Origin of the sequence: Methylophaga sp. UBA678 (assembly GCF_002299105.1) — a bacterium.
Lineage (GTDB): Bacteria > Pseudomonadota > Gammaproteobacteria > Nitrosococcales > Methylophagaceae > Methylophaga > Methylophaga marina.
The window spans coordinates 1-23145 of record NZ_DBNG01000025.1 but is presented as its reverse complement, the minus strand read 5'-3'; the positions used below and the strand labels follow the sequence as shown (position 1 = coordinate 23145).

At 41.9% G+C, this 23145-nt stretch carries 31 protein-coding genes; 17 read left to right on the top strand and 14 right to left on the bottom strand.

Annotation, left to right across the window (positions count from 1 at the left end):
- The 7 genes from B3014_RS12890 to B3014_RS12860 form a co-directional block, all read right to left on the bottom strand.
- The coding region (locus tag B3014_RS12890) for an efflux RND transporter permease subunit (RefSeq protein WP_289287004.1) at nt 1–2841 on the bottom strand (2841 nt) is incomplete at its 3' end.
- Nucleotides 2842–2855: 14 nt separating this feature from the next.
- Nucleotides 2856–3959, bottom strand: a complete 1104-nt coding sequence (locus B3014_RS12885; protein WP_289245102.1) for an efflux RND transporter periplasmic adaptor subunit — start codon at nt 3957–3959, stop codon at nt 2856–2858.
- A gap of 23 nt (nt 3960–3982) precedes the next feature.
- On the bottom strand, nt 3983–5281 hold the full coding sequence (locus tag B3014_RS12880; protein ID WP_289245101.1) for a TolC family protein: 1299 nt from the start codon (nt 5279–5281) through the stop codon (nt 3983–3985).
- A 64-nt stretch (nt 5282–5345) separates the two neighbouring features.
- On the bottom strand, nt 5346–5690 hold the full coding sequence (locus B3014_RS12875; RefSeq protein ID WP_289245100.1) for a hypothetical protein: 345 nt from the start codon (nt 5688–5690) through the stop codon (nt 5346–5348).
- A gap of 310 nt (nt 5691–6000) precedes the next feature.
- Nucleotides 6001–6306 carry a hypothetical protein gene (locus B3014_RS12870; protein WP_289245099.1) on the bottom strand — a complete coding sequence of 102 codons (306 nt, stop codon included), beginning with the start codon at nt 6304–6306 and terminating at the stop codon, nt 6001–6003.
- A 63-nt stretch (nt 6307–6369) separates the two neighbouring features.
- Nucleotides 6370–6747 carry a hypothetical protein gene (locus tag B3014_RS12865; RefSeq protein WP_289245098.1) on the bottom strand — a complete coding sequence of 126 codons (378 nt, stop codon included), beginning with the start codon at nt 6745–6747 and terminating at the stop codon, nt 6370–6372.
- Nucleotide 6748: 1 nt separating this feature from the next.
- Nucleotides 6749–7042 (bottom strand): hypothetical protein, encoded by a 294-nt coding sequence (locus B3014_RS12860; protein ID WP_289245097.1) that lies wholly within the window; start codon nt 7040–7042, stop codon nt 6749–6751.
- 152 nt (nt 7043–7194) lie between these two features.
- Between B3014_RS12860 and B3014_RS12855 the strand changes: the two genes are divergently transcribed.
- From B3014_RS12855 to B3014_RS12845, 3 genes are all read left to right on the top strand, one after another.
- Nucleotides 7195–7467, top strand: coding sequence for a hypothetical protein (locus tag B3014_RS12855; RefSeq protein ID WP_289245096.1), 273 nt, complete (start codon nt 7195–7197; stop codon nt 7465–7467).
- Nucleotides 7468–7717: 250 nt separating this feature from the next.
- Entirely contained in the window at nt 7718–8077 is a 360-nt protein-coding gene (locus B3014_RS12850; RefSeq protein WP_289245095.1) for a hypothetical protein, read from the top strand.
- A gap of 719 nt (nt 8078–8796) precedes the next feature.
- Nucleotides 8797–9186, top strand: a complete 390-nt coding sequence (locus tag B3014_RS12845) for a hypothetical protein (RefSeq protein ID WP_289245094.1) — start codon at nt 8797–8799, stop codon at nt 9184–9186.
- 37 nt (nt 9187–9223) lie between these two features.
- Here B3014_RS12845 and B3014_RS12840 read toward each other — a convergent pair whose 3' ends face one another.
- The gene (locus tag B3014_RS12840) at nt 9224–9406 is read right to left on the bottom strand and encodes a hypothetical protein (protein ID WP_289245093.1); all 183 of its coding nucleotides are present in this window, start codon (nt 9404–9406) and stop codon (nt 9224–9226) included.
- Between the two features lie 166 nt (nt 9407–9572).
- Here B3014_RS12840 and B3014_RS12835 point away from each other — a divergent pair, with 166 nt between their 5' ends.
- The 3 genes from B3014_RS12835 (at nt 9573) to B3014_RS12825 (ending at nt 11262) form a co-directional block, all read left to right on the top strand.
- On the top strand, nt 9573–9851 hold the full coding sequence (locus B3014_RS12835) for a hypothetical protein (protein WP_289245092.1): 279 nt from the start codon (nt 9573–9575) through the stop codon (nt 9849–9851).
- 231 nt (nt 9852–10082) lie between these two features.
- On the top strand, nt 10083–10613 hold the full coding sequence (locus B3014_RS12830; protein ID WP_289245091.1) for a hypothetical protein: 531 nt from the start codon (nt 10083–10085) through the stop codon (nt 10611–10613).
- Nucleotides 10614–10839: 226 nt separating this feature from the next.
- A complete protein-coding gene (locus B3014_RS12825) occupies nt 10840–11262 on the top strand; it encodes a hypothetical protein (protein ID WP_289245090.1) in 423 nt (140 codons plus the stop codon).
- Between the two features lie 353 nt (nt 11263–11615).
- Here the strand turns inward: B3014_RS12825 and B3014_RS12820 are convergent, their stop codons facing one another.
- Complete coding sequence (locus tag B3014_RS12820; RefSeq protein WP_289245089.1) at nt 11616–12665, bottom strand: hypothetical protein; 1050 nt, start codon at nt 12663–12665, stop codon at nt 11616–11618.
- A 1289-nt stretch (nt 12666–13954) separates the two neighbouring features.
- Here B3014_RS12820 and B3014_RS12815 point away from each other — a divergent pair.
- Nucleotides 13955–14152: a hypothetical protein gene (locus B3014_RS12815; RefSeq protein WP_289245088.1), complete on the top strand. Its 198-nt coding sequence runs from the start codon at nt 13955–13957 to the stop codon at nt 14150–14152.
- Here the strand turns inward: B3014_RS12815 and B3014_RS12810 are convergent.
- A complete protein-coding gene (locus B3014_RS12810) occupies nt 14145–14336 on the bottom strand; it encodes a hypothetical protein (protein WP_289245087.1) in 192 nt (63 codons plus the stop codon). The two genes, B3014_RS12815 and B3014_RS12810, sit on opposite strands and share 8 nt — an antisense overlap.
- A gap of 27 nt (nt 14337–14363) precedes the next feature.
- On the opposite strand from B3014_RS12810, the gene B3014_RS12805 reads away from it, so the two are divergent.
- From B3014_RS12805 to B3014_RS12790, 4 genes are all read left to right on the top strand, one after another.
- On the top strand, nt 14364–14615 hold the full coding sequence (locus B3014_RS12805; protein ID WP_289245086.1) for a hypothetical protein: 252 nt from the start codon (nt 14364–14366) through the stop codon (nt 14613–14615).
- 100 nt (nt 14616–14715) lie between these two features.
- Nucleotides 14716–15000, top strand: a complete 285-nt coding sequence (locus B3014_RS12800; RefSeq protein WP_289245085.1) for a hypothetical protein — start codon at nt 14716–14718, stop codon at nt 14998–15000.
- A gap of 107 nt (nt 15001–15107) precedes the next feature.
- Entirely contained in the window at nt 15108–16037 is a 930-nt protein-coding gene (locus B3014_RS12795) for a hypothetical protein (protein ID WP_289245084.1), read from the top strand.
- 36 nt (nt 16038–16073) lie between these two features.
- Nucleotides 16074–16757: a hypothetical protein gene (locus tag B3014_RS12790; RefSeq protein WP_289245083.1), complete on the top strand. Its 684-nt coding sequence runs from the start codon at nt 16074–16076 to the stop codon at nt 16755–16757.
- 84 nt (nt 16758–16841) lie between these two features.
- Here B3014_RS12790 and B3014_RS12785 read toward each other — a convergent pair whose 3' ends face one another.
- Both B3014_RS12785 and B3014_RS12780 read right to left on the bottom strand, forming a co-directional pair.
- Complete coding sequence (locus tag B3014_RS12785; RefSeq protein WP_289245082.1) at nt 16842–17258, bottom strand: endonuclease domain-containing protein; 417 nt, start codon at nt 17256–17258, stop codon at nt 16842–16844.
- Between the two features lie 388 nt (nt 17259–17646).
- The gene (locus B3014_RS12780; RefSeq protein WP_289245081.1) at nt 17647–18534 is read right to left on the bottom strand and encodes a hypothetical protein; all 888 of its coding nucleotides are present in this window, start codon (nt 18532–18534) and stop codon (nt 17647–17649) included.
- Between the two features lie 366 nt (nt 18535–18900).
- Between B3014_RS12780 and B3014_RS12775 the strand changes: the two genes are divergently transcribed.
- From B3014_RS12775 to B3014_RS12755, 5 genes are all read left to right on the top strand, one after another.
- Nucleotides 18901–19767 (top strand): DNA replication terminus site-binding protein, encoded by an 867-nt coding sequence (locus B3014_RS12775; protein WP_289245080.1) that lies wholly within the window; start codon nt 18901–18903, stop codon nt 19765–19767.
- Nucleotides 19764–19949, top strand: coding sequence for a hypothetical protein (locus B3014_RS12770; protein WP_289245079.1), 186 nt, complete (start codon nt 19764–19766; stop codon nt 19947–19949). Before B3014_RS12775 ends, B3014_RS12770 begins: the two co-directional genes overlap by 4 nt.
- Before the next feature lie 300 nt (nt 19950–20249).
- Nucleotides 20250–20570: a hypothetical protein gene (locus B3014_RS12765; RefSeq protein ID WP_289245078.1), complete on the top strand. Its 321-nt coding sequence runs from the start codon at nt 20250–20252 to the stop codon at nt 20568–20570.
- A 100-nt stretch (nt 20571–20670) separates the two neighbouring features.
- Nucleotides 20671–20925: a type II toxin-antitoxin system HicA family toxin gene (locus B3014_RS12760; protein WP_289245077.1), complete on the top strand. Its 255-nt coding sequence runs from the start codon at nt 20671–20673 to the stop codon at nt 20923–20925.
- Nucleotides 20922–21263 carry a type II toxin-antitoxin system HicB family antitoxin gene (locus B3014_RS12755; RefSeq protein WP_289245076.1) on the top strand — a complete coding sequence of 114 codons (342 nt, stop codon included), beginning with the start codon at nt 20922–20924 and terminating at the stop codon, nt 21261–21263. The genes B3014_RS12760 and B3014_RS12755 overlap by 4 nt, the downstream gene beginning before the upstream one ends.
- 80 nt (nt 21264–21343) lie before the next feature.
- Here the strand turns inward: B3014_RS12755 and B3014_RS12750 are convergent, their stop codons facing one another.
- Entirely contained in the window at nt 21344–21478 is a 135-nt protein-coding gene (locus B3014_RS12750) for a hypothetical protein (RefSeq protein ID WP_289245075.1), read from the bottom strand.
- Nucleotides 21456–21704 (bottom strand): hypothetical protein, encoded by a 249-nt coding sequence (locus tag B3014_RS12745; protein ID WP_289245074.1) that lies wholly within the window; start codon nt 21702–21704, stop codon nt 21456–21458. Before B3014_RS12745 ends, B3014_RS12750 begins: the two co-directional genes overlap by 23 nt.
- 386 nt (nt 21705–22090) lie before the next feature.
- Between B3014_RS12745 and B3014_RS12740 the strand changes: the two genes are divergently transcribed.
- The gene (locus B3014_RS12740) at nt 22091–22717 is read left to right on the top strand and encodes a cation diffusion facilitator family transporter (protein ID WP_289245073.1); all 627 of its coding nucleotides are present in this window, start codon (nt 22091–22093) and stop codon (nt 22715–22717) included.
- The last annotated feature ends 428 nt before the right edge of the window (nt 22718–23145 follow it).

Sequence of the window (23145 nt, the reverse complement as noted above, 5' to 3'; positions counted from 1 at the left end):
CATGACGAGACCGTTTAACACCGCAACACCCGAGAGTGCAATAAAACCAACCCCTGCGGAAATAGATAGCGGCATATCTCGCAGCCAGAGCGCCAGCACCCCACCAGTTAATGCCAATGGCACACCAGTGAAGATAATCGCTGCATCACGAAATGAACCAAACAAGGTAATCAGCAGGCCCATAATGATAACCAACGTAACCGGTACCACAATCGACAGTCGTTGACTGGCTGATTGCAGTTGTTCATAGGTTCCACCGTATTCGATCCAATAACCGGGTGGTAATTGCACTTGCTCAGCAATACGCTGTTGAGCTTCTTCTACAAAAGAGCCCAGATCCCGGCCTCTGACATTGCTGGTGACCACGACACGCCGTTTGGCGTTTTCTCTGGAAATCTGACTCGGCGCCTCCGTTAATTCGATGGTTGCGACTTCAGACAAAGGTACGTAATCACCACCAGGTAAACTCACGGGTAGATTTGACAAGGCGGGTATGTCTTGTCTAATTTCTTCAGGCAACCGCACCACCAGATCAAAGCGCCGATCGCCATCATAGATCAGGCCAACTTCGCCACCGCCAACGGCGGTTGATAACATGTTTTGCAAATCATCAACATTAAGACCATAACGTGACATGGCCATACGTTTGGGTTCAATGGTCAGCATAGGCATATCATCGACCTGTTCCAGCCGGGCATCAGCAGCGCCGGGGATCTCCTGAATCACAGCCAGAACCGCCTCTGCATTTTGCTTAATCAAGTCCAAATCATCGCCGAAAACTTTAATACCCAAATCCGCACGAACGCCTGAAATTAACTCGTTAAAGCGCATCTCAATCGGTTGGGTAAACTCATAGTTGTTACCTGGTAATTGGGTAACCGCCGCTTCAATTTCTGCAAGTAGTTCGCTTTTAGGTAATTCCGGATCCGGCCATTCACTCCTAGGCTTAAGTATAAGAAATGTATCGGCCACATTAGGCGGCATCGGATCAGTCGCGACTTCTGGTGTACCGATTTTGGCAATCACCTTATCTACCTGTGGGAAAGTTTTGAGCCGCTGTTCAAGCTGTTCCTGCATTTTGATAGATTGCTCAAGGCTGGTACCGATCGTTCGCAGTGCATGTAAGGCAATATCACCTTCGTTCAGTTGCGGAATAAATTCCGAGCCCATTTTGCTGGCCATGTTGACAGACAAAGCAACCAACACAACAGCCAAAAGCATCAGCAGCCAACGCAATTTGAGGCTGAGCAGCAACACTGGCCGGTAAAGCCATTTGGCACCACTGATGATAAAACTTTCTTTTTCAGTGATTCGCCCCCCCATAAACATAGCGATGGCAGCCGGCACGATAGTCAGCGTAAAGACCATGGCAGATAGTAATGCAATAACTACTGTGGCAGCCATTGGCTCAAACATCTTGCCTTCAACCCCTGTCAATGAGAATAATGGGATATAGACAATCGTGATAATCATGACGCCAAATAAGCTTGGGCGTATCACTTCATTGGTGGCCTCATAAACGACATTTAAGCGTTCTTTAACAGGCAACACTCCACCGTTTTGTTTTTGTGCCATAGATAATCTTCGGATAGAGTTCTCAACAATAATTACCGCACCATCGACAATCAGGCCAAAATCAAGTGCCCCCATACTCATCAAATTGGCAGAAATACCTGCCTGTACCATTCCAGTAATCGTTGCCATCATTGATAGTGGTATAACTGCAGCCGTGATTAAGGCCGCGCGGATATTGCCTAACAACAGAAACAACACAACGATAACCAGCAAAGCACCTTCAAGCAGATTTTTTTCAACCGTGGCAACGGCTTTATCGACCAAGGTGGTGCGATCGTATACCGCTTCCAGTATGACGCCCTCCGGTAATGACGATTGAATCTCCGCCATTTCACGAGTCACAGTCGCAGCAACTTCACGTGAGTTTTCTCCAAACAACATCATAACTGTGCCGACAACCGTCTCTTTACCATCACGGGTACCCGCACCACTGCGCAGCGGCTTACCAATCACAACGTCGGCCACATCTTTGACGAGCACCGGCCGATCATCGATATTTTTCACTACCACCTGACCAATATCATCAATAGATTTAAGCTGTCCTGGCGATCGAACCAAAATCTGCTGACCATAACGTTCAATATAACCGGCGCCCCGATTATCATTGTTTTGCATCAGCGCCTGTTTCAGATCACTGAGGGACACGCCAAAATTCAGCAATTTCGCCGGATCCGGCTGAACATGAAATTGCTTTTGATAACCACCGTTAACATTGACTTCTGTGACCCCTTTTACCCGCTCCAGCCGGGGTTGAATGACCCAGTCCTGAAGCACTCGTAAATCGGTAGGATCATATGAACTGCCATCAGGTTGCCTGGCATCAGGTTCTGCGGTAATTGTGTACATGACAATTTCACCCAGCCCGGTCGCGATAGGTCCCATCTCCGGTTCAATACCCTGTGGCAGTGAGCCTTTTATCACTGCCAAACGGTTATTAATAAGATTACGCGCAAAATACAGATCGGTGCCTTCTTCAAATATCACGGTGACTTGTGATAATCCATAGCGAGAGATGGATCGGGTGTAATCAAGATCCGGCAGTCCGGCGATCGCTCTCTCGATGGGATAAGTGATTCGTTGTTCAGATTCCAGCGGCGAATACCCGGGTGCTCTGGTATTGATCTGCACCTGTACGTTGGTGATATCAGGCACCGCATCAATCGGCAGCTTCTGAAAGCTCCAGATCCCAAGGCCAATGATAAGAAATATCATTGACAACATCAGGCCACGTCTCTCGATTGAGAGACTTAAAATATTATTAATCATGTCTGTTTCCTAAATCAGTGAGCGTGAGCTGCGCCGGCTTTTTCCAGATCAGCTTTAATCAGATAGCTATTTTCAGCGACGATGTCATCGCCCTGCCGGAGTCCGGATATAACCTCACTGAATTGACCATCATTAAGACCCAGTTGTAATGGCCTGACTTGATATTGATTACCTACTTTGACAAAAGCGACTGATGCGCCTTCAAACTGTTGTATGGCACTGTTAGGAATTCTTAGTTTGACTTCTGTTTGCTCGGTAATGGCTTCAGCCTCAACGAGCAAACCCGGAAACCAGACTTGCTGCTGATTATCAAGTGCAACGCGGGCAATCCGATAAGGGGCATCATCTTTGCTTGGCAGCAGTTGCTTTATCGTCGATTCATAAAATGTGTTGTTATGTAACAGACGCACTTTCTGACCGGGTTTTATATTCATGGCCTGTCCTGGAAAGACTTTGAGTTCAGCCCAAAGTGATTGGGTATTCGTGATCGTAAACAAACTTTGATCTGCCGCGACTTCGCCGGTATTGGCATCTTTTGCTGTAATGACACCTGAGATGGGCGCGGTTAAGTTATAACTCTGTAAGCTGTTGTTTGACTCAACACTGGCTAATAGCTGACCTTTTTTGACAGAATCACCAAAATTCACATAAACGCGGGTGATTTGACCCGGAAAACGTGCTCTGACTTGACTTATCTCATCAGGTGATAAAACCACTCTACCGTAGAGTTTGGAGGTGACCGATATTTGTCCGGCTGTAACTTCTGCAGTTACCACACCGTGTTTTTGAGCCATACCGTCATCCATTTCTACATGCTCACTACCTTCATCCTCAGCGTCGTGAGCATGCCCTTCTTCTTCGGGTTTTGATTCAGCGCTATGATCATGTTCATCCTCTTTTGGCATCGATTCATCATGGTTATCTTTATCATGTGTTATCTCATGATCATGCTGCTGATTTGATTCTGCTAGCTGGGCTTGTGCTTGTTGATCTGATTGAGGAGCCTCATGCGCATGACCATCTTCAGCAATGGCAGGTGACATGATGAGCAATATTAGCGCTGCTACTGATAGTAGGCTGCGCATGGGTAAAAAAACGAAATGTGATTTATTAAACATAGTTTTGTCCTGATTCATATTGCTTACTCTGCAGCTGTTAGCGGTTCGGCGGTGAGTTGTTCGATTTCTGTCTGATATAGCAATGCAGCCGTTGCAGCCTCAATGACACTACGTCTGGCACCTAGCAGGTCTTGTCTGACGGTAAGAAATTCCAGATAACTGTAGAGTCCCCGTTGATAACCGGTTTGCGTTTGCTCCAGACTTTTAGTGAGTTTGGGGATAATCTGTTGTTGCAACTTGGAAATACTTGCAATTGCTTGTTCACGCCCGGAATAGGCCCGATAAAGCTGAGCATGAAGTTGCAACAGCATATCTTGACGGCGATAGCTGACTTCATTACGCGCGGCCAATGCTGATTCAATATCCCCTTGCGCTCGCTGGCGGCTGAACAAAGGCACTGACACACCAGCAACTAACGCCGAATCATTCAGTCCTTCATCTCGCCTGATCCCAACTGACCAGGTCAGATCTGCAACTTGCTGAGTTCTGGCAAGACGTACTTGTGCATCACGAACCCGCGTTTCTGCAGCGAAACGTTCCAGTTGCGGATTTTGCTGGGCCTGATTAAATAAGGCTTCAAATGACATGGCCTCGCTAAAGGCAAACAATGAGCCTGTGGCGGTCTCAAAATTAGGTTGATAACTCCCCCACAAATTAGCGAGTACCACTTTGTTGGCTTCCAGCTGACGTTTTTCGGCAGCCAATATCAGTTCAGCCTGATTAACAGAAGCTTCGGCGCGGCCCAAATCTGCTTCAGCCGCGACGGCAGCACCTACACGTTTATTAACTTCTGTTAATGTTGTTTGTGCCAGTTCCAGCCCCGTCTCGGCTAGCTTTACACGCTCTTGGCTATTGAGCACTTCAATAAATTGTCGTGTTACCTGACCTAGCAAGTCCAGCGCTTTTATTTTGCGATCAACACGGACAACATCGCTTTGTTGTTCCACTAGTTCAACACGGGACAGTCTTTTATCCCCCAGTTCAACGACAGAGGAGAGAGTGACCGTGGTTTCAAGTGACTTGATACCGCTTAGTTCCCTGGTGCCAGCGAAATTTTCAATCTCAGCACCAACAACATATGCCGGTTTGAGATTGGCCGTTTTTTTCTGGGCTTCAAGTTGTTGCTGACGAATTGGAAAAACCTGTAATGCCGGATGTTGCGCCAGTGTTTGTTGCATGGCCTCGTTTAAACTCAACGTTTTCGTTTGTTGAACGTTCTCGGCTAATACCGGCGAGACAGAAAAGGCAACCAGCATCGAACAAAGCAATGCACGGATAGCAGGCGCACGCACATTTGTAGTGCGATCAAAGTGTATTTTCATGAAATTAGATCCTGTTTAACTGCAAACAACGGACTTACGTTAAGTCCGCAAAAACATCAGCAGTTCAAGATCTCGGAGGGCGGTACATACTGACTGTAAAGTCAGGTTTTGGCGATCTAGGGTGGAGGTTGAAATAATTGTCTGGAATAGCAGGAACATTAATTCCATCAATATTAAAGATGGCGATAAAATGTGAACACTGACAATGCATACAAAAATCACAATCGCCAGTACTTTGTGCATCATGCGAAGACGCATTGTTCGCTTGTTGAATTGCATTGGAATCATCAAGAACAAGCTGATGTTCTTGTGGTGTCTTGGAATCAGATGTATGAATGTCAGCCGCAACTATGCCTGATTGCATCACAATCATAAAGATGAGCATGTTGATAAATAATTTTACTGACATTCGTTAATTTTATTAATGGATTCTGATGTCTTAGTTAACAAGATACTAACTTAGTTCCCAAAAGATTAGCAAAATTAAAAGTTCTCTGCTGGGTCTGTGAGAGTCTGTCACTGTTTTTATGTAACAAACACAAAGTTTGTGATGATTTTGAATAGTGTATGAGATCTTATGCTCGGGGTCTCCGGATCTATAAACAAAACTAAGACACTATAATTCGCTAATACTGAGGCGAGAGAAATGTATTGGCTGAAAGATCTTGAGCTATAGAAATTCAGAAAGTGTTATGTATTCATATTTTCAACTAAAGCAGCTAATTATGAATAGATAGCATGTTGCTAAGTCCACTTAATATGTGCTCGAACTCAGTGCGTTCACCACGAAGCTTCTGTTTTCTGATTTGGTACCCACAACTTTTGGCGTCAACAGCACCCCCTGAACGACCTCGCCAGTTCCAGTCACAACCAGAATAGAGTGTTCCTAATGATCCATTACGATTCTGGTCATGATAAATATAATCACGAAGCTCAGATTTTGCTTGTTCAAATGATTCTCGAACAGCCAACGCCTGGAAAGAGAAGAGCGGCCCAGCGAATAGCGATAATACAGTTATGTTCATTAATCCCTTCAACTTCATTTTAAGGTTCATGCGATCACCCTCACGACACGACTGGCGCGAGAGTTACAAACGATGAAGATATCGATTGCCGGGGCAATTATCTCGAATTAACGCCCAGGTTTCTGTGGTCCGGTTTGGTTTTCCATTACGAAGAGGCTGCTGGGGCTTTTTTATCTTCCAGTTAGATGAGGTGAGTAATTTAGAAAGCCGACGCCAGGCACGGTCAATCGAGCTGATGGCCATTCGCTCACAAAACCGTTCGACAGCATGCCGGGTCAAGTGAATATCACCAATATGCGTTTTGATTGGCGGGTCCAGACAATCATTCGGTGTGATGTCGTCAACTTTTCCACTAAATTCTTCAACCCAGTCAGTTCGACGGGCCACTTTGATAGCAGCTTCAGCAAAACGAGTTTGAATAAAGCGGCCATTGAGATGCATATCAGTATTGGTAGTCTGTAACTTCTGAGTTTTTACGGATAGTACCTGAAGACACGTTCAGCTGCAGCTCTTTACCGGTTCGGTTCATTCCTACATACGTTGTATGCAACAAGATATATTTGATGGCCAATAACTCCGCCAGCTTATAAGGTTCTGACTGAGAGGATGGTATCGACACATGTATAGCCCGGACAGTCGTGATTCTTTCCCCATGCTGCACACGGAAAAATACGCGATATTGATTCTGGGATATAGGCTCGCGATGAACTGCTGTTTCTAAGATGGTAAGTGACATTGTGTATTCTCCTGGTTGAATGATTTGTGTCAAAACGACAAAACCATCAAACCACGGAACTAAAACCACGCAAGCAGCCTGAGAGCCCATTTCTAGGAGGGGTTGCGCGGATTACTTTCTATGTCATTCTTGTACTAAAACAGGAGAGATGTATGCTTGAATTTATCAACCACATGACGATTACACCATTGAATGCCATGGGTTATTACTTACTTGCTGGCGTGCTTCTATTTCACGATATGAAGCGAATCCGATGGTACGCAATGAGCCTTTTATGGGTTAGTTTTGGCACCTTTGACCGGGGATTCTTAATCGAGACAACTATGCTTGGATTTGCATTCATGCTGACGGAAGGCTTTTTTGATACTTATTTCCAACATGAGAAAGCGAAAGCGCAATCCAGGGCGATGAAAAGCAAAAAGTGAAACTGTGGGGTGTTACTCAAAGTAAGAACTACATCACAGTCTTTGTTTGACAATAAAAAGCCCACTCTTTAATCTTAAACTATCTTTGTAACCTTTGGTTGCACTGAAGAGTCATGTCACACTCCAAGCTGACACTATTCTAGAGAATCAGTAAGCTGATTCCTCACTACCCCACGGGCTTTGTCTATTCCCGTCGGGGATAAATGTATCCCATGGTTTCTATTTAACTTCACTTTTTAGGAGTACCACTATGGGATGCGTAGTCATCGAACATTTTCAAGAAATTGAATTTAACGACGCCGATTTCGGTAAAAATCTTGATGCTCGTGTTGATGCTCAAAACGACAAGCCGGCAAAGATTTCTCTTCACTCAAATTCTGTAGCAGCATTTGAATGTATACAAATCCATACGACTCGTCCGTTTACCACTGATAACAAGCAAGATGTTATTGATGGTGTGAGAATCAAAACAAGCTGGGGACAACATTTGGTTGTTTTCAATGATCAGGCATTAGACTTTTCTAAAGCCATGGACGCAGCATGCGCTCATCAGAAGATCAATGAAATCACAACGCTAACCTCACCGTATTGGCAGCAATGTCGTAAGTAATCATTTTTTTACCCACACGGGGACGCATACCCCCAGTGGGGCAATGCATTCCCGTTTATTTTTGGGTAATGCAAAGCCTGCGATATACGCTGACCTCACTGGTCATGATTTCTTAAATTCTATTTCATCATTCGAGATTAAAACGGCATAGCCGATAACACTGGTCATTTTGACCACTAAGCCAAACTGGGATGTTTCTATCCCTAATGGGATCGGCTGCATCCCCTAATTTATTAGGAGAAACAAATTGTGTCTACCTTACAAAATCAACGTCAAGCTAAAAGCCAAGCACTTCCATTTTTGTTTGAGCAACCAAAGCGAGTTGCGGTGTTTTGCCGTAACGGATGTCACTTTTCAATGGTTGCATCTGAGCATGATTACCATTCATGTCCAGCATGTAATTCACAAATGACAGCTACTGCAGAGGATGCGTATATGGAATCTCTGGAAAATGCCGGCAATGTTCAATAAGGATACGAGCAGTACAGTTTGCTTTATTGCGAAATACTCTCTCACTGAGAGGGTATTCCAAAACATCTGACCAGGTGTTTCGGAATGCCAGATTTCCTGATAACACATCATCGTTATCTTGAAGAGTATTCGGTCTCATCAAAACCGAACACAGATGCTTAACCTTAGAACGTTAAGCGATTTAACCCCAGGGGTGATATTCACCCATCTGGGGTTGAAATCATCCCTAATATTATGGAGTTTTCATTATGGGATGTATCAAGATAGATGTTTTTCCCGAGTTAGATTTTGAATCGGAAATGTTTGGTAAAAGTTTGCTTGGCTATATAGCTAACGATGAGCTTGAAGAAAATATCGAAATTGATGTTAAAGACATTATTGCCTATGAATGGGCACCGATACTGAAAGTTGACACTGAGACAAAGAAAAACGTCGCGGACATGCCACCAAATGGGATTCGATTATTGCTTTTAACAGGTGAAACGCTGGTGGCTTTTGACCATTGTTATAAAACCTTCGGTAAGTCGGTTGAAATGGCAAGGCGTCCACATGCGAACGTAGTTACTGCAAAGCGTTTATCGTTAGAAGAAGCAGGTCGACTTTCCTATATACCGGAATGTTTCAGAAGTAGTCGTTAGAAATTGTGAATTTAACCTAATACAGAATGTTGATTTATTAACTTTCTGTTTGTTGAGTAGATTGATTAACTGGCTTTAGAAAAGCACGGTATTTAATTTTCTTAATGATGCTTTCTGCTAAAGCTTCATCTTTGGCCAGCACAATTGCCCGGATGAGATCATCAGAAAGTAATTGTTTATTAGTTGAATGCACTAATTGAAGTCTGTTGGGTTTATTCATGTAAATGAGTATATCACCGGGCAACAATCACGAAAGGGGCTAAAAAGGGCTTTTGCATGCTTTTTTGCCTACATTAGCCAGACATCATTGGCTTTCCAAACCCACACGGGGATCGATATCTCCGTATGGGGTGTCGATCCCTCTTAAATTAAGAGGTATTTTTGACATGGAAACCTATCAAGTTATCGCTTTAAGCACATCGCATATTGAAGAGGATGATACCGGTGCTTTACGCATTGCAGCGTTTCAGACCAATATGGTGATGGAGCGGGAATCCGGCTTCTTTATTAAGCTGTATATGAACGATTTGGCAGGAAACCTCCGAGGAGATTACAGTCCTTCACTTTGCAAAGTTATTGAATTTGCTTTTAACAATGATTTTCAAATGATTGAACTTGACTCAGATGCAGAGGCCATCCCAGAGCTGGACCAGCACGACTGGTAAAGCATTACCCCTGGCAACAGGGGTATTCCAAAGCGTATTCACAGAGTATGTTTCGGAATAGATATCCAGTAGATAGCCAAATACTATCTATTTGATAAGTCAGCCGGACTTATTTAAAACCGGCCTCAATGTCCAAGCAGGACGCTGTTTGGATTCTCAAAACCCACAGGGGAAGTAACCTTCCCTTATGGGTTTGGCTGCTTCCCCTTTTTTATTATTGGAGAAGTAGTCATGGGATGGTGTTTTTCGACAGAATGGCGTTCAAAACAACAATTGGTTCAGTATCTTTCAGATGCAACACGGGTCGGAGAGGCACATGAACTTCTTAAATCAAGTGTTGTTGGCAACAATCACTGGTATCTGGCCAAAGTTAGAGCAACTGGAGAAATCTGGATTGGTCTTGATGCCATGCAAAGTGGCCGTGAAGATGGATGGGGCTATAAAAGCATGTCTGCCTCAGTCGGTCCGGTCGAAGTGAATTGTCCGCTTTCATTTCTAAAGGTCGCTGATGAACCAGAACCGGATAGTTGGGATGCTCAATGGCGTAAGCGAGTAGTGGTTTATCACGAAAGCAGACGACTGAAGGCTAAACGTAACTATGAAACCGGAATGGTTGTTCAGTATGGTGGAACTGATTATCGGTTAGATAGACCTGCCGGTAGTCGTCGAGGTTGGTATGTCAACAGACAACCTGATGGAACCGTGTTTCGTATGAATGCCAGACAACTCGGACAATCCGAGATAAGAGGAGCTGATCACTGATTAGTTCTAAATACTCTCTTCGTTAATATGAAGAGGGTATTCCAAAGCATCTGACCAGGTGTTTCGGAATATCGAATTCTTGACAGCATTTTATTGTTGTCCTGAAGAGTCAGTCGGACTTATCAAAACCGGCCTCAATGTCCAAGCAGCATGCTGTTTGGAATCCAAAACCCATATGGGAGTAACCCCCATATGGGCGGCTGCTCCCTTTAAAAAGGAGAGTAAGATGCAAAATACACCAGAGTTTGGAGCACCAAGAGCGTCAGATAACATGACAACCATGGAGCTACGAAATGCTAGAACGCCGTTCACACTTGAAGTAATACTGGATAAACTTCGGTATTACCTTAAAGCAACACTACATCATGACGCTTTAGAGTTACTTGAAAAGGCAGTTGATAAGGCCAAGGTAGACAAAGATTATTTTAATCGACTAGAAAGTGCACTGCTTCGAGGTTCAACCGTTGAAGGCCGAGAGTTATTCTCAGACTTTGGCGATTACTGGGCAAGAACGAGTGCGGTAATTCCATATTACCCACATCACGATGCAGTAAACAGCATTGATACCGCTTTATTTCACATCCGAATTGGTGATATGAAAGAAGCAATTGATGACTTTAATTTTCTACATAATCGTTCTGTGGATTAATAACTTTGACATGTAAGCTGAGTTACCCGGATATAACGGGATAAGAGAGGTTGATGATACATCAGCCTTTGAATACTCTCTCAAAGAGGGGGTATTCCCAAGCAGTCTATCGAGTGCTTGGGAATACTACGATTAAATAAAAAAAGGCTATTTCCCTTTTAAGTAGGAAACAGCCTTTATCTTGTCATTTGTCAGATTTGTCACTCTGATATAGTTGCAATGCCAAAATTAAAATCTGTAAAAACGTTTTAACCACAATAAAAGCGAAAAGTTTCATAAATGAATCCTTTAGCGCTTTGTGTGGTAAGCATTGATAGCTTAATACTATTTAACGACTAAGTATAGGATTTTACTTAGGGCCTTAATTTACTTCGACTAATTTTCTTAGTTGGAGACTTACCAACTATCTCTCTAATACCTTTGCTACGTGTATTTGCTAAAATAATGTCTCTTCTTAGGGATTCTTTAGCTTGAAAACGGAAGGTGGCATCAATAATTGTTCTTTTCTCTTTCTCAACAGATTCATCATAATTAGAGATACAGTCATTTGCGACAAGTTCATCCAGAGCTTCACGAATAGCTGATAGCTGTTTTGATGTACTGTTCTGATTGAGCATTCCAGAATCACGTTTAATTTCTAAATATGTAATTCTGAAATCTGGAGCACCTGCTCCAGCATTGAGATATCTGTCTGCAATTCTTTTATAAAGCCATCTGCTTAGCTGCTTTTTCATATCTATGACTAGTTCGTAGTTATACTGCCGATATCCGTAATTTTTAATTGCACTGCTAACTGCAGGACTCAACATCACAGCTGTCATTGAATTTGAATCATTTAAGTAGCGTTCGCGATCTGAAAATATGACTGCAGGTAGGATTGAGGTTCTTAAACTGGTTGTTCCATTAACAATAACTTCAATTTTGCAATCCTGCATGATCTCTAGGGATTGTTTGTATTCATCATAATTTCGTTCTTTACCGTGATTTTTTAGCTCACGTAAGATCATATTACCTGTGAATCGACACCATGTTTCAGCACTTTTTGGATTGAAAGTGCCGTGATCTTGGAGAATGAGGATTTTAAGAAAAATATCCTCTAATAATTCTTCACTTTCACTAGGGTAATAATCAATGGTTTTACCTTCACGAGTAATTGATGCAGGCTTTAATACCATTTCACATTGATCACCATCATTTGAAACAAACTTATGACGTAATGTTGGAAGTCGTCCATTTTCATCACGCATAGAAGCTTGTAGCTGTCTCGAACGTGAATACTTAGGAATGGAATCCCAGAAAGATATTAGATTAGATAAGTGTTTTGTCGGCTTTTCATGATTGAATACCTGGGCAAATAGCTCGAACTGTTGATTTTCTTTTGCCTTGTCTATTTCTTCGCTCATTATTCATTACCAGCATGATGAAGCGACCATAATCGCATAAATTTAGGATATGGCAAGATGGGGAGGTAAAAGAGTAATAAAGAAGGAAGAAGAGGAGAGGAAGAGATAATAAAGCTAAATAATTCAGATAGATATATAGCTGAAAATCTTTATTACCCAATACTCAGCAGTAAAATGAACGATGAAAAATAATCAAAATCCTTTTTACCCTATACATCTATCCTGTATACCCAGCACCTGAAAGGGTCTAAATCCTCTTTACCCAATACTTATAATCAGATTTTTAATACTCTAAATGACTAAATTCTGTGGATAATTCTGACTATCTTCATTACCCCTAACTAAAATCCTATTTACCCAACACTAAAATCCTATTTACCCCATACATAAATCTTGTATACCCAATACTTTTAGTATCAATAATTATTAATTGAACAACTTAGTTAAAAATCCTTTTTACCCAGTACCGGTGTAAAAGTTTGTAGGTGCATAGAAACACAGCTGTTTAAGATCTGCAAATTCAGTTTTAGATGCTCAACATAAATCCTCTTTACCCTATACGTCTGTAAAAATCTCCTTTACCCCATACATGCGTGTTCTAGTTATATTAAAACAAGTTACTTTACAAAACCCGCCTCAACTAGCTGATTAATAAGTAATTAAAACTGAGTGTTAGAAATTTGCTTTCTTCACTTTCCCTTATAAATCCTTAATACCCATAACCCCTCAAGCCGGTTATCGGACTGTACATAAATTCCCAGATCCTGCTTAAGCCCAGTAATAATGGGCGATTATACTTACTCATGAGGTTGGACATTTTCATGAAAGTTACCTATAAATCCTCAGATCCCCTTACTTGAATATCTGTATATGCAGGCGGGCAGGTGTACTCAATAAAATAAGTAATAACAGTTACTTATAGTGATATTCTAGACGAATGAAAAGCAAATAATAAGCTATAAATCCTCATTTCCCCATACCTTAGTAAGCCGCCTTCTTTAATACGAATTTGAACTAAAAAAGTGAAAGCTGTGATTCAGTTCATATTAGGTGTTTGACTTGAAAACTAATGAACGATATCTTCACGTAAACAATTTTTGTACCTGTCTTTTATGAGCCAGGTATGAAGTGTTCGTCCAACACTTAAATTGGACGCTCAACTATTCGTCTGTACGCAGATGATGTTACTGAATTGATTATCTGTAAGCAGATAATTCACCCATAGGGGAATACTTTTTCCCCTCATGGGCATAAGTGTTCTCCTTTTTTTTATCTGAGGAGTAACACTTATGACTGCAATCAATGTTCTTGAAGTAAGCTTTGAGGAATCGTCTGAGCAAACGCTGGAAGATACCATGCACGATCTGATTTTATTGTCAGATAGCATGACTACACCAGCTGGCAAAAAGACAATTGAAGCTGCAATTGAGGCTATTGCTGAAGAGCAACGTCGTAGAGCTGCTAAACCAGTTCTTGTCGCTATTTAGGCTTCCGCTGTTTAACTGCAGAAAGAGTTGTCCCTCCTCGGGGGGACAATGTATCTGCAATCTGAAAGGCAGTATCTCTGTCTTTATCCACCAACAACGCTTTTAAGATTTCATTGGCTTTTTGTACTTCTAAAGCCTCGCGTCCGCCGTGGATGACTTTCAGAGTTTTCTTTTTTTCTGCCATTTAGTTTTCCATTTTCAGGGGGAGCTTATGCAAGCAATTCTCAATTTAACAAAAGAAATGACCTGGTGCGAGTTTGCCGGTTCAATTTTTGGACTGCTGGGCGCTTTTTTGGTTGCCATGCAGACACCTGGATCAGAGTTTGGGTTTGTGTTCTTTTTAATTTCAAATCTTTTCTTTATCCGATTTTCAATAAGTAATCGTTATTTCGCACTGCTAGTGATGCAAGTGGGTTTTACGGCTACCAGCTTAATGGGGATTTATAACGGATTTATCGTTTAATCCTTCAATGTCTTAACAGTATTCTGTTAAGAATTATTTAACCCTGAGGGTCACAAACCCTCACAGGGTTTTGGCCTTTGATTAGTGAATGGAGATCATTATGACTGAATCTAAATTTATTACTGACAGAGGCCATGCCGTAACCATTGAAGAGAAACTGGCCAGTATTCCGTATGGCTGGTCCGGCCAGATAGATGTTACCGGTGTGGAGGAGCGAGAAGGGCATGTATATGCATCTGAAGCTCCAAAATTTTATGGAACCTACTGGGTTCTCGAAGATGGTACCGAAATGTGGCTTGAGGATTTTCTCGATGCAACTGTGGCCAATAGTTTTGCTGAACAAGTGAAGCAGGCTGCAATCATAAAAATCCAACACAGACATTAAGTAAGTTAAGCTCAACATCTAACGTCCTTCAGTTTCCCGGAGGGCGTTTTTTTTTGACCTAAATAAATCATAGTGCTTATAGTGCCTGATAAATCAAAAGGTCAGATATGAAATCTATAACAGCTACCAAAGCACTTTATATAAAACTAGGTGAGGGTGGTGGCTTAGCGCATGATTGTATTGAAAATGGATATCTTCAAATTCGTTACGAAGGTGTAAATCATGAGATGTGTATGCAAGGACGTTGGGAAGAAATAAAAAACACCTTTCCCTATGGAAGTAATGCCAGCAGTAAGACACATCATCGCAATCAAGTTCAAAAATTTTATGAAGAGCCTGAAACTACTTTGTGGGTAACCTTCCACGGCGGGGCGCTTTACTGGTGCTTCTCAAAACAAGAAATCACTTTTAATGATGACGATACTAAGACGCGTCCTGTAATCAATTCATGGCAAAATACAAACTTAAAAGGTGAAGACTTAATCACTGCTGTACTCAGCGGAAAACTATTAGCCACTCAAGCTTTTCAAGGCACAATTTGTGAAATAAGAGAACTGAGCTATTTACTACATAAAATAAACGGAACAATTGAGCCACACATAGCGAAAGCTGAAAGCGCTTTGGAAGACCTGGTTCTAGCAAGCATACCCATTATCAAAAACCTTCACCATGATGATCTAGAAATCCTGACTGACCTAATCTTTCGTCAGGCTGGATGGCAACGAACAGGTGTGAGTGGAGGAACACTAAAAGATATTGACCTAGACCTCATCTCACCCATAACAAGTGAAAGGATTGCTGTTCAGGTTAAATCAAGAGCAAATGCAAGTAATTACAATGATTATAAAATGCGGTTTGAAACAATGATTGGCTTCAATAAATTTTATTTTGTTACACATTCACCGACCCAACAGTTAATTAATCAGCTAAATAATGATGATGAAGATGATGGAATAATATTTTGGGACGCTTACAAGTTAGCAGAGTACTCAGTTAAAAACGGTCTGACAGGCTGGTTGATTAACAAAGCCACATAAAAAACTAGGCACAATAAATGGAAACACTGCTTGAGCATGGAGTTTAAAAATAAAAATATTGAATCTTTGACCTTTCCAAAGGAGCTGGTTAGTGTCCTGTCTGGATTCAACAACAAAATACTATCATCACTAGAAAATGATGGAACTCCAATTGAAAGTGGAATTTTTAGTATTGGCAAGCTGGAAGGTGATGATCTTTTTGTCTATACCATATTCATTTGGTGTACCAGCATCAATGAAATCATTGATAGTCTCAACCTGGTAATAAATGACCTGATCTCTCTTCCGGATAATTACTTAAAATGGTCAGGGGCACCAGAAACGCGGATTTACCTTCTTGTAAGGACATACTTCAATGAATTCTTTCGTAGCAGGGAGGTTTTTGCTGAAATTCTACATGGACTTAAATCTCAGGGAAAATTAACGAAGGAGGAAGTGAAATCGATTAAGAGTTCTTACCATATTGCTGTTGAAGGAATGATAGCTACTAGAAATAGGTTTGTTCACAGCTCTCCAGGATGGAAAGGAAAAGACCACTTTGATCTTGTTCTTGTTGAGGCCAATAGAGAAAAGGGGATGAGTTTAGCTAGTGAAGAAATACGGGATATTTTGAACAATAACTGTCAGAGGTTTATTCCTATCTTTTATAGCGAAGGCATGAGAATGAGAGATTTAATGCAAAAGTTTATGAATGATATGGTTCTCACACTCAGAAACTAAATCGAATCAAGCAGTACAGCTTAATCTACACACTTACTTCAAGCTGTAAATGCTATTACTGACTTTAATCTTTTTTCCTCCTTTTTAACCATCTAAACATTGCCTAATCATATCCAATGATTCGGTAAGCCTTGATTTTACATCTTTTGCTGTAAATCGTAATATCCGCCAGCCATGCAGTGTAAGCAGGTTTTGACGTTCACGGTCACGTTGAAATTTATCTTTGAATGAATGGGCCGTGTGGCCATCCAGTTCGATCGCAAGATTATGAGCAGGGAAGGCGATATCAATTTGAAACTTTCTACCAGGTATCGCACCTTCCAATTCCCATACGCATTCTGGCCAGTATGCCTGGCAACATTCAAAAAGAACTCGTTGTGGGGATTTTGTCTTTGATCGCTTTCTACCGATACCAGTAGGTAGTTTCTTAGTCTGCTTTATACCTGCTTTATTTAGCAGCCCTAAACGTAAAGCATCTCTCTCAGTTAGTCTGATAGTCATCTATTGTCACTGTTCAATAAATACCTTCAGAGTCTCATGGATCACTATTCACGCAAGGTTGATTATGAGAGAGACTTTATCCTGTTCAGACCTTCATCAGTTAACTTAATCAAAGCAGAGAATGGCCTTGATTGATAACCAGTCGGAGCCTTATCGTAAACTTGCTCTTTCAACCCAGTATCACTTAGTCTCATAACCATTCTTCTCACGGTAGCGTGATTACTCTCAAGACTAGTAGCCAATTGCCCTATGTAATGTGGTTTCGATTGCAAAAGGCCCAAGATAATGAGTTGATGAAGATTCAACCCCATCCTTTTTGCCTTTATCAGTGAATTGACATTGCTTTTCAAGTTCAAATTTTACAGTCTCCCACCTTGATTATCGTGTTTTACTGAACGCCCTGTTTGAGCATGGCGGCATGACATTTCAGGTTCGCCAGAATGCCCTCAACACCAATTTCAGGACGATTCTTCATTAATTGAGCCAGAAATAGCCCACGAATTTCATAAACATCACTGGCCGTGATTGGCACAGCTATTTGATTGTAATCTTTGGCTGACATATTCAAAAAGTAGTTTTTACCCTGATTTGCGATCAGTAATCGCTTGGTATTGTCTGCACCGTAGTTGGAAAGTTCTACTTTCGGCAACAAACCAAACATCACCGCGGCAACACTGGGTAGATCACTTCGAGTGATCTGAATGCGTAACTTTTGATTCCAATTGTACTGTCGAGTGGCCACTGACATGGCACCATCAACGGCAATCGTTGCGTCCCCGCCACGGGTTTCATCATAGGCAAAATAGAGTGCTGATTGTTTGCCATAGACGTGATGACCGACAAAATTGCGTTTTTCAGAGTCCGGTTGTTGTCCACCAGCAGGTTGTTGGTGTTCTGCTTCTGGTGCATTGGGATGTGCCACTGTTCTGGCCGGTGCTGACTGATTAACAGTGGATTGCTGGACGGGTTTTGATTGAGCTACTGACCGTTGCTGTCTTGGTGGTGGTGAATCCATATTGTTCTGAGCAGGAGGTGCATCGAGCATCGGTTGTCCTTTGGGTGCTTGTTCGACAAAAACCATTTCAGGCTGATCTTTGTAATGAGCCAGAATACTAATCACATCATCACGTGCCTGAGTGTTCTTCTGGCAATATTCTAATGCTTTAGCAAACATAGCTACCTTACTGACAGCAGCCAAGCCTTTATGAGACAGGCGAAGTTTAATACCTGCAGTGGCCAGCGTTTGGTTAGTAGAATCAAGAGTGAGCGTCGTCATAAAAACCTCCGTTAAAATGTATTTATGACTGTCATATTATAACACAATCACGGTTACGCAACCCCCTAGCCAAACCCACGCCCAGCGCCATGAAAGCTCACTTTTTGCTAGCTGCGAAAATCTTTCTATTTTGTTTTTCTTTTTTGTCTTTTTTACTGCTTAATTCAATCTATTTACCGCTACGCGGGGTTCATCACGGCAGGTGAAATAGGCCGTTTAACGGCTTAACAGTTTTTAAAGAATCGAAATACGATCACATCGGCAGAACATAAGAAAAGGAGTGATGTTTCAGGTGAGGTGTTAACTTTTGCTTAAATAAGGTTGTGTTATATTATCCCTACTAATATTCAATATTAAGGGCAGTTTATGAACATGGCGCCAGAGCTAATGAAGCTCGTTGAACGTTTTGAAGACGTGTATTTGCCATTACGAGACCAACAGCATGCCGTGGCAGATTTTGTTCGTGGGGATTCGGAATATCCGTACTGGGCGCATCTGAAAGCTGACCGGGAAACGGTAGCTGCTCACATCGAATTGTTGGAATACCAAGAGGACGATATGGATGCTGGCGGCACAACGTCGATGCCTGCGGTCTTGGGTGTACCGTATGGCATGCTGGCGGAAGTACGTGCGATTAACGATATGCGGGACAATCTCGCATCGTTTTTGCGTGAGACCGACAAGGGGGTAACTCCCGAGGGTCAGCGATTGAGCAAGTATCTACTGGATAAAGTTGGACTACGCCGGTTTAATCGTAAAGTGGCGGGGCGAACCTTTCGTGTACTTGATGGACGACCAGAATCTATCAGTTTTACCTGGTCACAATCAACTACTACGCATAAATTGTCACGTGATGAGGCTGTTGCGGTCGCTGTGCGTAAGATTGTGAAGACGCGAGATAAAAAGCAGCTCAAATTGCTGCAATCTGAGCAATCTTTGCTAATGGAACTGCCAGAAGGTGAAATTCTGGCCAGAGTTTACGAGCCTTCCCCTCAGCCAAAAATGAATATCATCATTGATGGAAAAAGAATGCCGGTTACAACGGCCCATTTACCCCTGTTTTATCCTGCAAAACCTGGTGAACGTTTGCCGGTGATCATACCGCTGCCCAAAAAATGGGAGCAAAGACTGCGTGTACGGCGCAGTGATGCTACATTGGATGATGTACCGCTTTGCCCAATACTTAATATCCATCGTTATTTACCTGAAGAAAAACTAAAGAAGAAGAAATGAATTTTGCACAAAAAACACTATTACCGTCGGCTGTTATAGACAGTGCTGTAACTGTGGCAGCAATTTTTAAGTCTGTGACAGGTATGGACACATTAGAGGTTGCAATGTTTAAAGACATTAGCCATACAACTATACTGAACTTTGCAAATCAGGTACTGAACCAGAAAATTGTGATGCTTTGATTAAGTTTGGTATTGATCCATTAGTATTCCTGTAAAACAAAGGCTATGAAGATGCTATAAACACAAAAGAAAACTCTAAAAAACCTGTAAGAAATAAAGAGTTTCAAAATTTACTTACAAATACGCTACAGATTATGGAATCACTTTGTCAGATAGTTATACTCTCGTTGGCCAGAGCCATAACGCTAATAACAGGGAGGTTAAACATGCTCGAACAAAACATCGTTAAACTAGCAAAAAGCACGCCTAGAGGCACTTAAGATCCTTACAGAAGACTACATCGAGTTTATGGACGTATACGTGCTTTACAGCGAAATTAAAGGGCTGGTAGAACTGCGATTCATGAACCCCAACCACCTTTCCGATGACGCAATAAATGAAATGATTTTTGTCGACAACCTGGCATCGTTAATTATGAGATCTGTTAATCTGGAAGCCATTAAAGTCAGAACTGAACAAGGTGCCCGATTAGATGAATACATGGCCATGAATGAACGAGAGCTTGCAGACTTGATATTCAAGCACGGGGGCAAATTTAACAAGCCGGATGCAATTTCCATGGCCATGCATCGTGGAATTCTGGATGACGTTAAAAACGAGCTTGCCTGCTATAAAGTATAGAACAGGCTGAGACTCCAAGATCCAAACATTAATTAATAGTAAATGTATGTAATAGGTATATTTACCACTTACATGTAGTACTACATAGTGATACCATAACATGAAGAAAAAGCATTTAATAACGTTGAACCAAATATTTTCCAGACCGGTTAGTGGGAATATTAAATGGTCCGATATAGAAAAGCTCTTTGTTGAGCTAGGTGCTGAAATTAGTGAACGTGAAGGATCACGTGTTGAGGTGTTTCTCTTCGGACAGGTGCGTGTTTTCCACCGGCCACACCCAAGGCCAGACACTGATAAGGGTGCTGTTTCGAGTATTCGAGAATGGTTAAAAAGCCAGGGGGTCAAACCATGAGCAAATATAATGTAATGAACGTCGGTGGCTATAAGGCCGTGGTCAAATACGATCCGGAAATTGAAATGTTTCGTGGAGAGTTTGTTGGCCTTAATGGCGGTGCTGACTTCTATGCCGACGACACGGGTGGATTGAAGCTCGAAGCTATGAAATCACTCCAAATCTTTCTTGATTCTTGCAGAAAACGTGGTATCAAGCCCACAAAACAGTTTTCGGGTCGATTTAACGTTCGTATTTCTCCATCGTTGCATGAGCGTCTGGCCATCACCGCAGAATCAAAAGGGATTAGTATAAACAGGCTAGTTGAAGACGTTTTAGATGAAAGGGTAAGAGCCTAAATGCGAGGAAGTAGCGCTAACGAGATCAGGGCCGTTAACGACAATGGATGAGCGCGGGTCGATCTTATAATCGATGGTGACTAGCGGACGTTCCTCGTGCCCAAGAATATCCTTAAGCTCATCTTGGGCTGCCTCTTCAGAAGCTGATTGATTTCGCCAACTGTAGTAGTACGCTCAACTTCAAATACGCAGTCAGTCAAAGAAGCATTTGCCATTGGCACATGTAAAGCATGACCATTGATACGTCCTTTCAAATCCGGAAAAAATTTCTGTGATAGCTGTGGCCGACCCCGTTGTCGTCGGGATCAAACTTAAGCTGCTGGCGCGAGCTCGGCGCAGATCTTTGTGTGGCTGATCAAGAATACTTTGACTGTTGATTAAGCACTGAATAGTTGTGATAGAGCTGTGATGAATACCGATCTTTTCATGGATTACTTTCACTATCGGCGCCAAACTGTTAGCAGAGCAAGACGCAACGGTAACGATCTGCAGTAAAGGTAATGGCTCAGCTTGTTGGTTGATTAGAAGATTATAATAGCTTCCATTCGCACAACGGATTGAAAATGATATCCTCGCTAGACTAGTCGGCTCTCACATGGAAAATTAGTACTCTTCGCTATAGTAAGGGTAACTTCAGAGGCTATTTTCTTTACCACAAGTACGAGCAATTGATAATATCTAATGTAAACGTATTGTGGCTAACATTGGATTCTATTCAACGATACTCTAAAAATACAGTTGATAAGTTCAAACTTCAATACGTTGATTCAATGTCAAGTAGTTTTAACTAAATCAGCTCATTAATTAATGGTTAAGGGAGAACATATATGACAGATGTCAATCTTGATCTCAGCTCAGCTGATAAGCGTCGAACGCTTTGGGTTGTTCTCATTCTCAATGTTGCTATTGCAGTGGGATTTTTAGTGACAGGATATGTTGGTAATTCTAACGCTTTAATTGCCAATGGTCTGGACAACACTTCCGATGCTATTGTTTATGGATTAAGTCTACTTGCATTGAGCCGCTCACGCGCATGGAAACGCGGGGCAGCACGTTTTTCCGGTTTCATGTTGCTAGTTTTTTCTGCCGGGGTCGTGCTGGATGCCATTCGTCGTTACTTTGAAGGGTCTGAACCAACCGGGGCAATGATGATGTCAATGGCTGCCGTTGCAGCGGTCGTGAATCTCTTATCACTTTATTTGCTTAAAAAAATGCAAAGTAAGGATGTGAATCTTCGTGCAGCTACTACCTTCAGCATTAATGATTTCGTCGCAAATGGCGGGGTAATTCTGGCGGGCATTGTCGTTATATGGACAGATTCCAATTTACCCGATTTACTTGTCGGGGTCGCAGTAGCAGGAATTGCACTGTATGGCGCTATCAATATATTACGCGATGCCCATATGGACATTCATGAGGAACAAGGAACCAAGCATCGTGGGAAAAATAATTAAAAGATCTGTATTGGCTGTTTATGTATGAAATTAATTTGATGCGCTATTTTATTCGTATGCTTGTGTTAAATGTTTTTTAACACAATAGTTATATCCAAATTTAAGGATATGGTAAGAGATGTATTATAAAATGTTTTAAGGCAGCATCATAAATTAGTCAGTAAAAAGATTTATAAATGATTGTTCTGGTAATCGACTTTATCCCTGCAATTTTCTTCTCTATGCCCGATTTTTATAAGATGTTAGAGAGCTAGATTAAATGATTTTAAAGCTTCCGCTACGGTATTTTTAATTTTAGGGTAAGCGGATTAAATTGTTTATCTTAACTTTGCATGGGAGGAGTGAGGCAATCCTACATCTCATCGAATTATTTGTTTGGTGTTCCAACTTACTGGTGATGCAAGCTTCCTTCGCTAATTCCAGCAAGA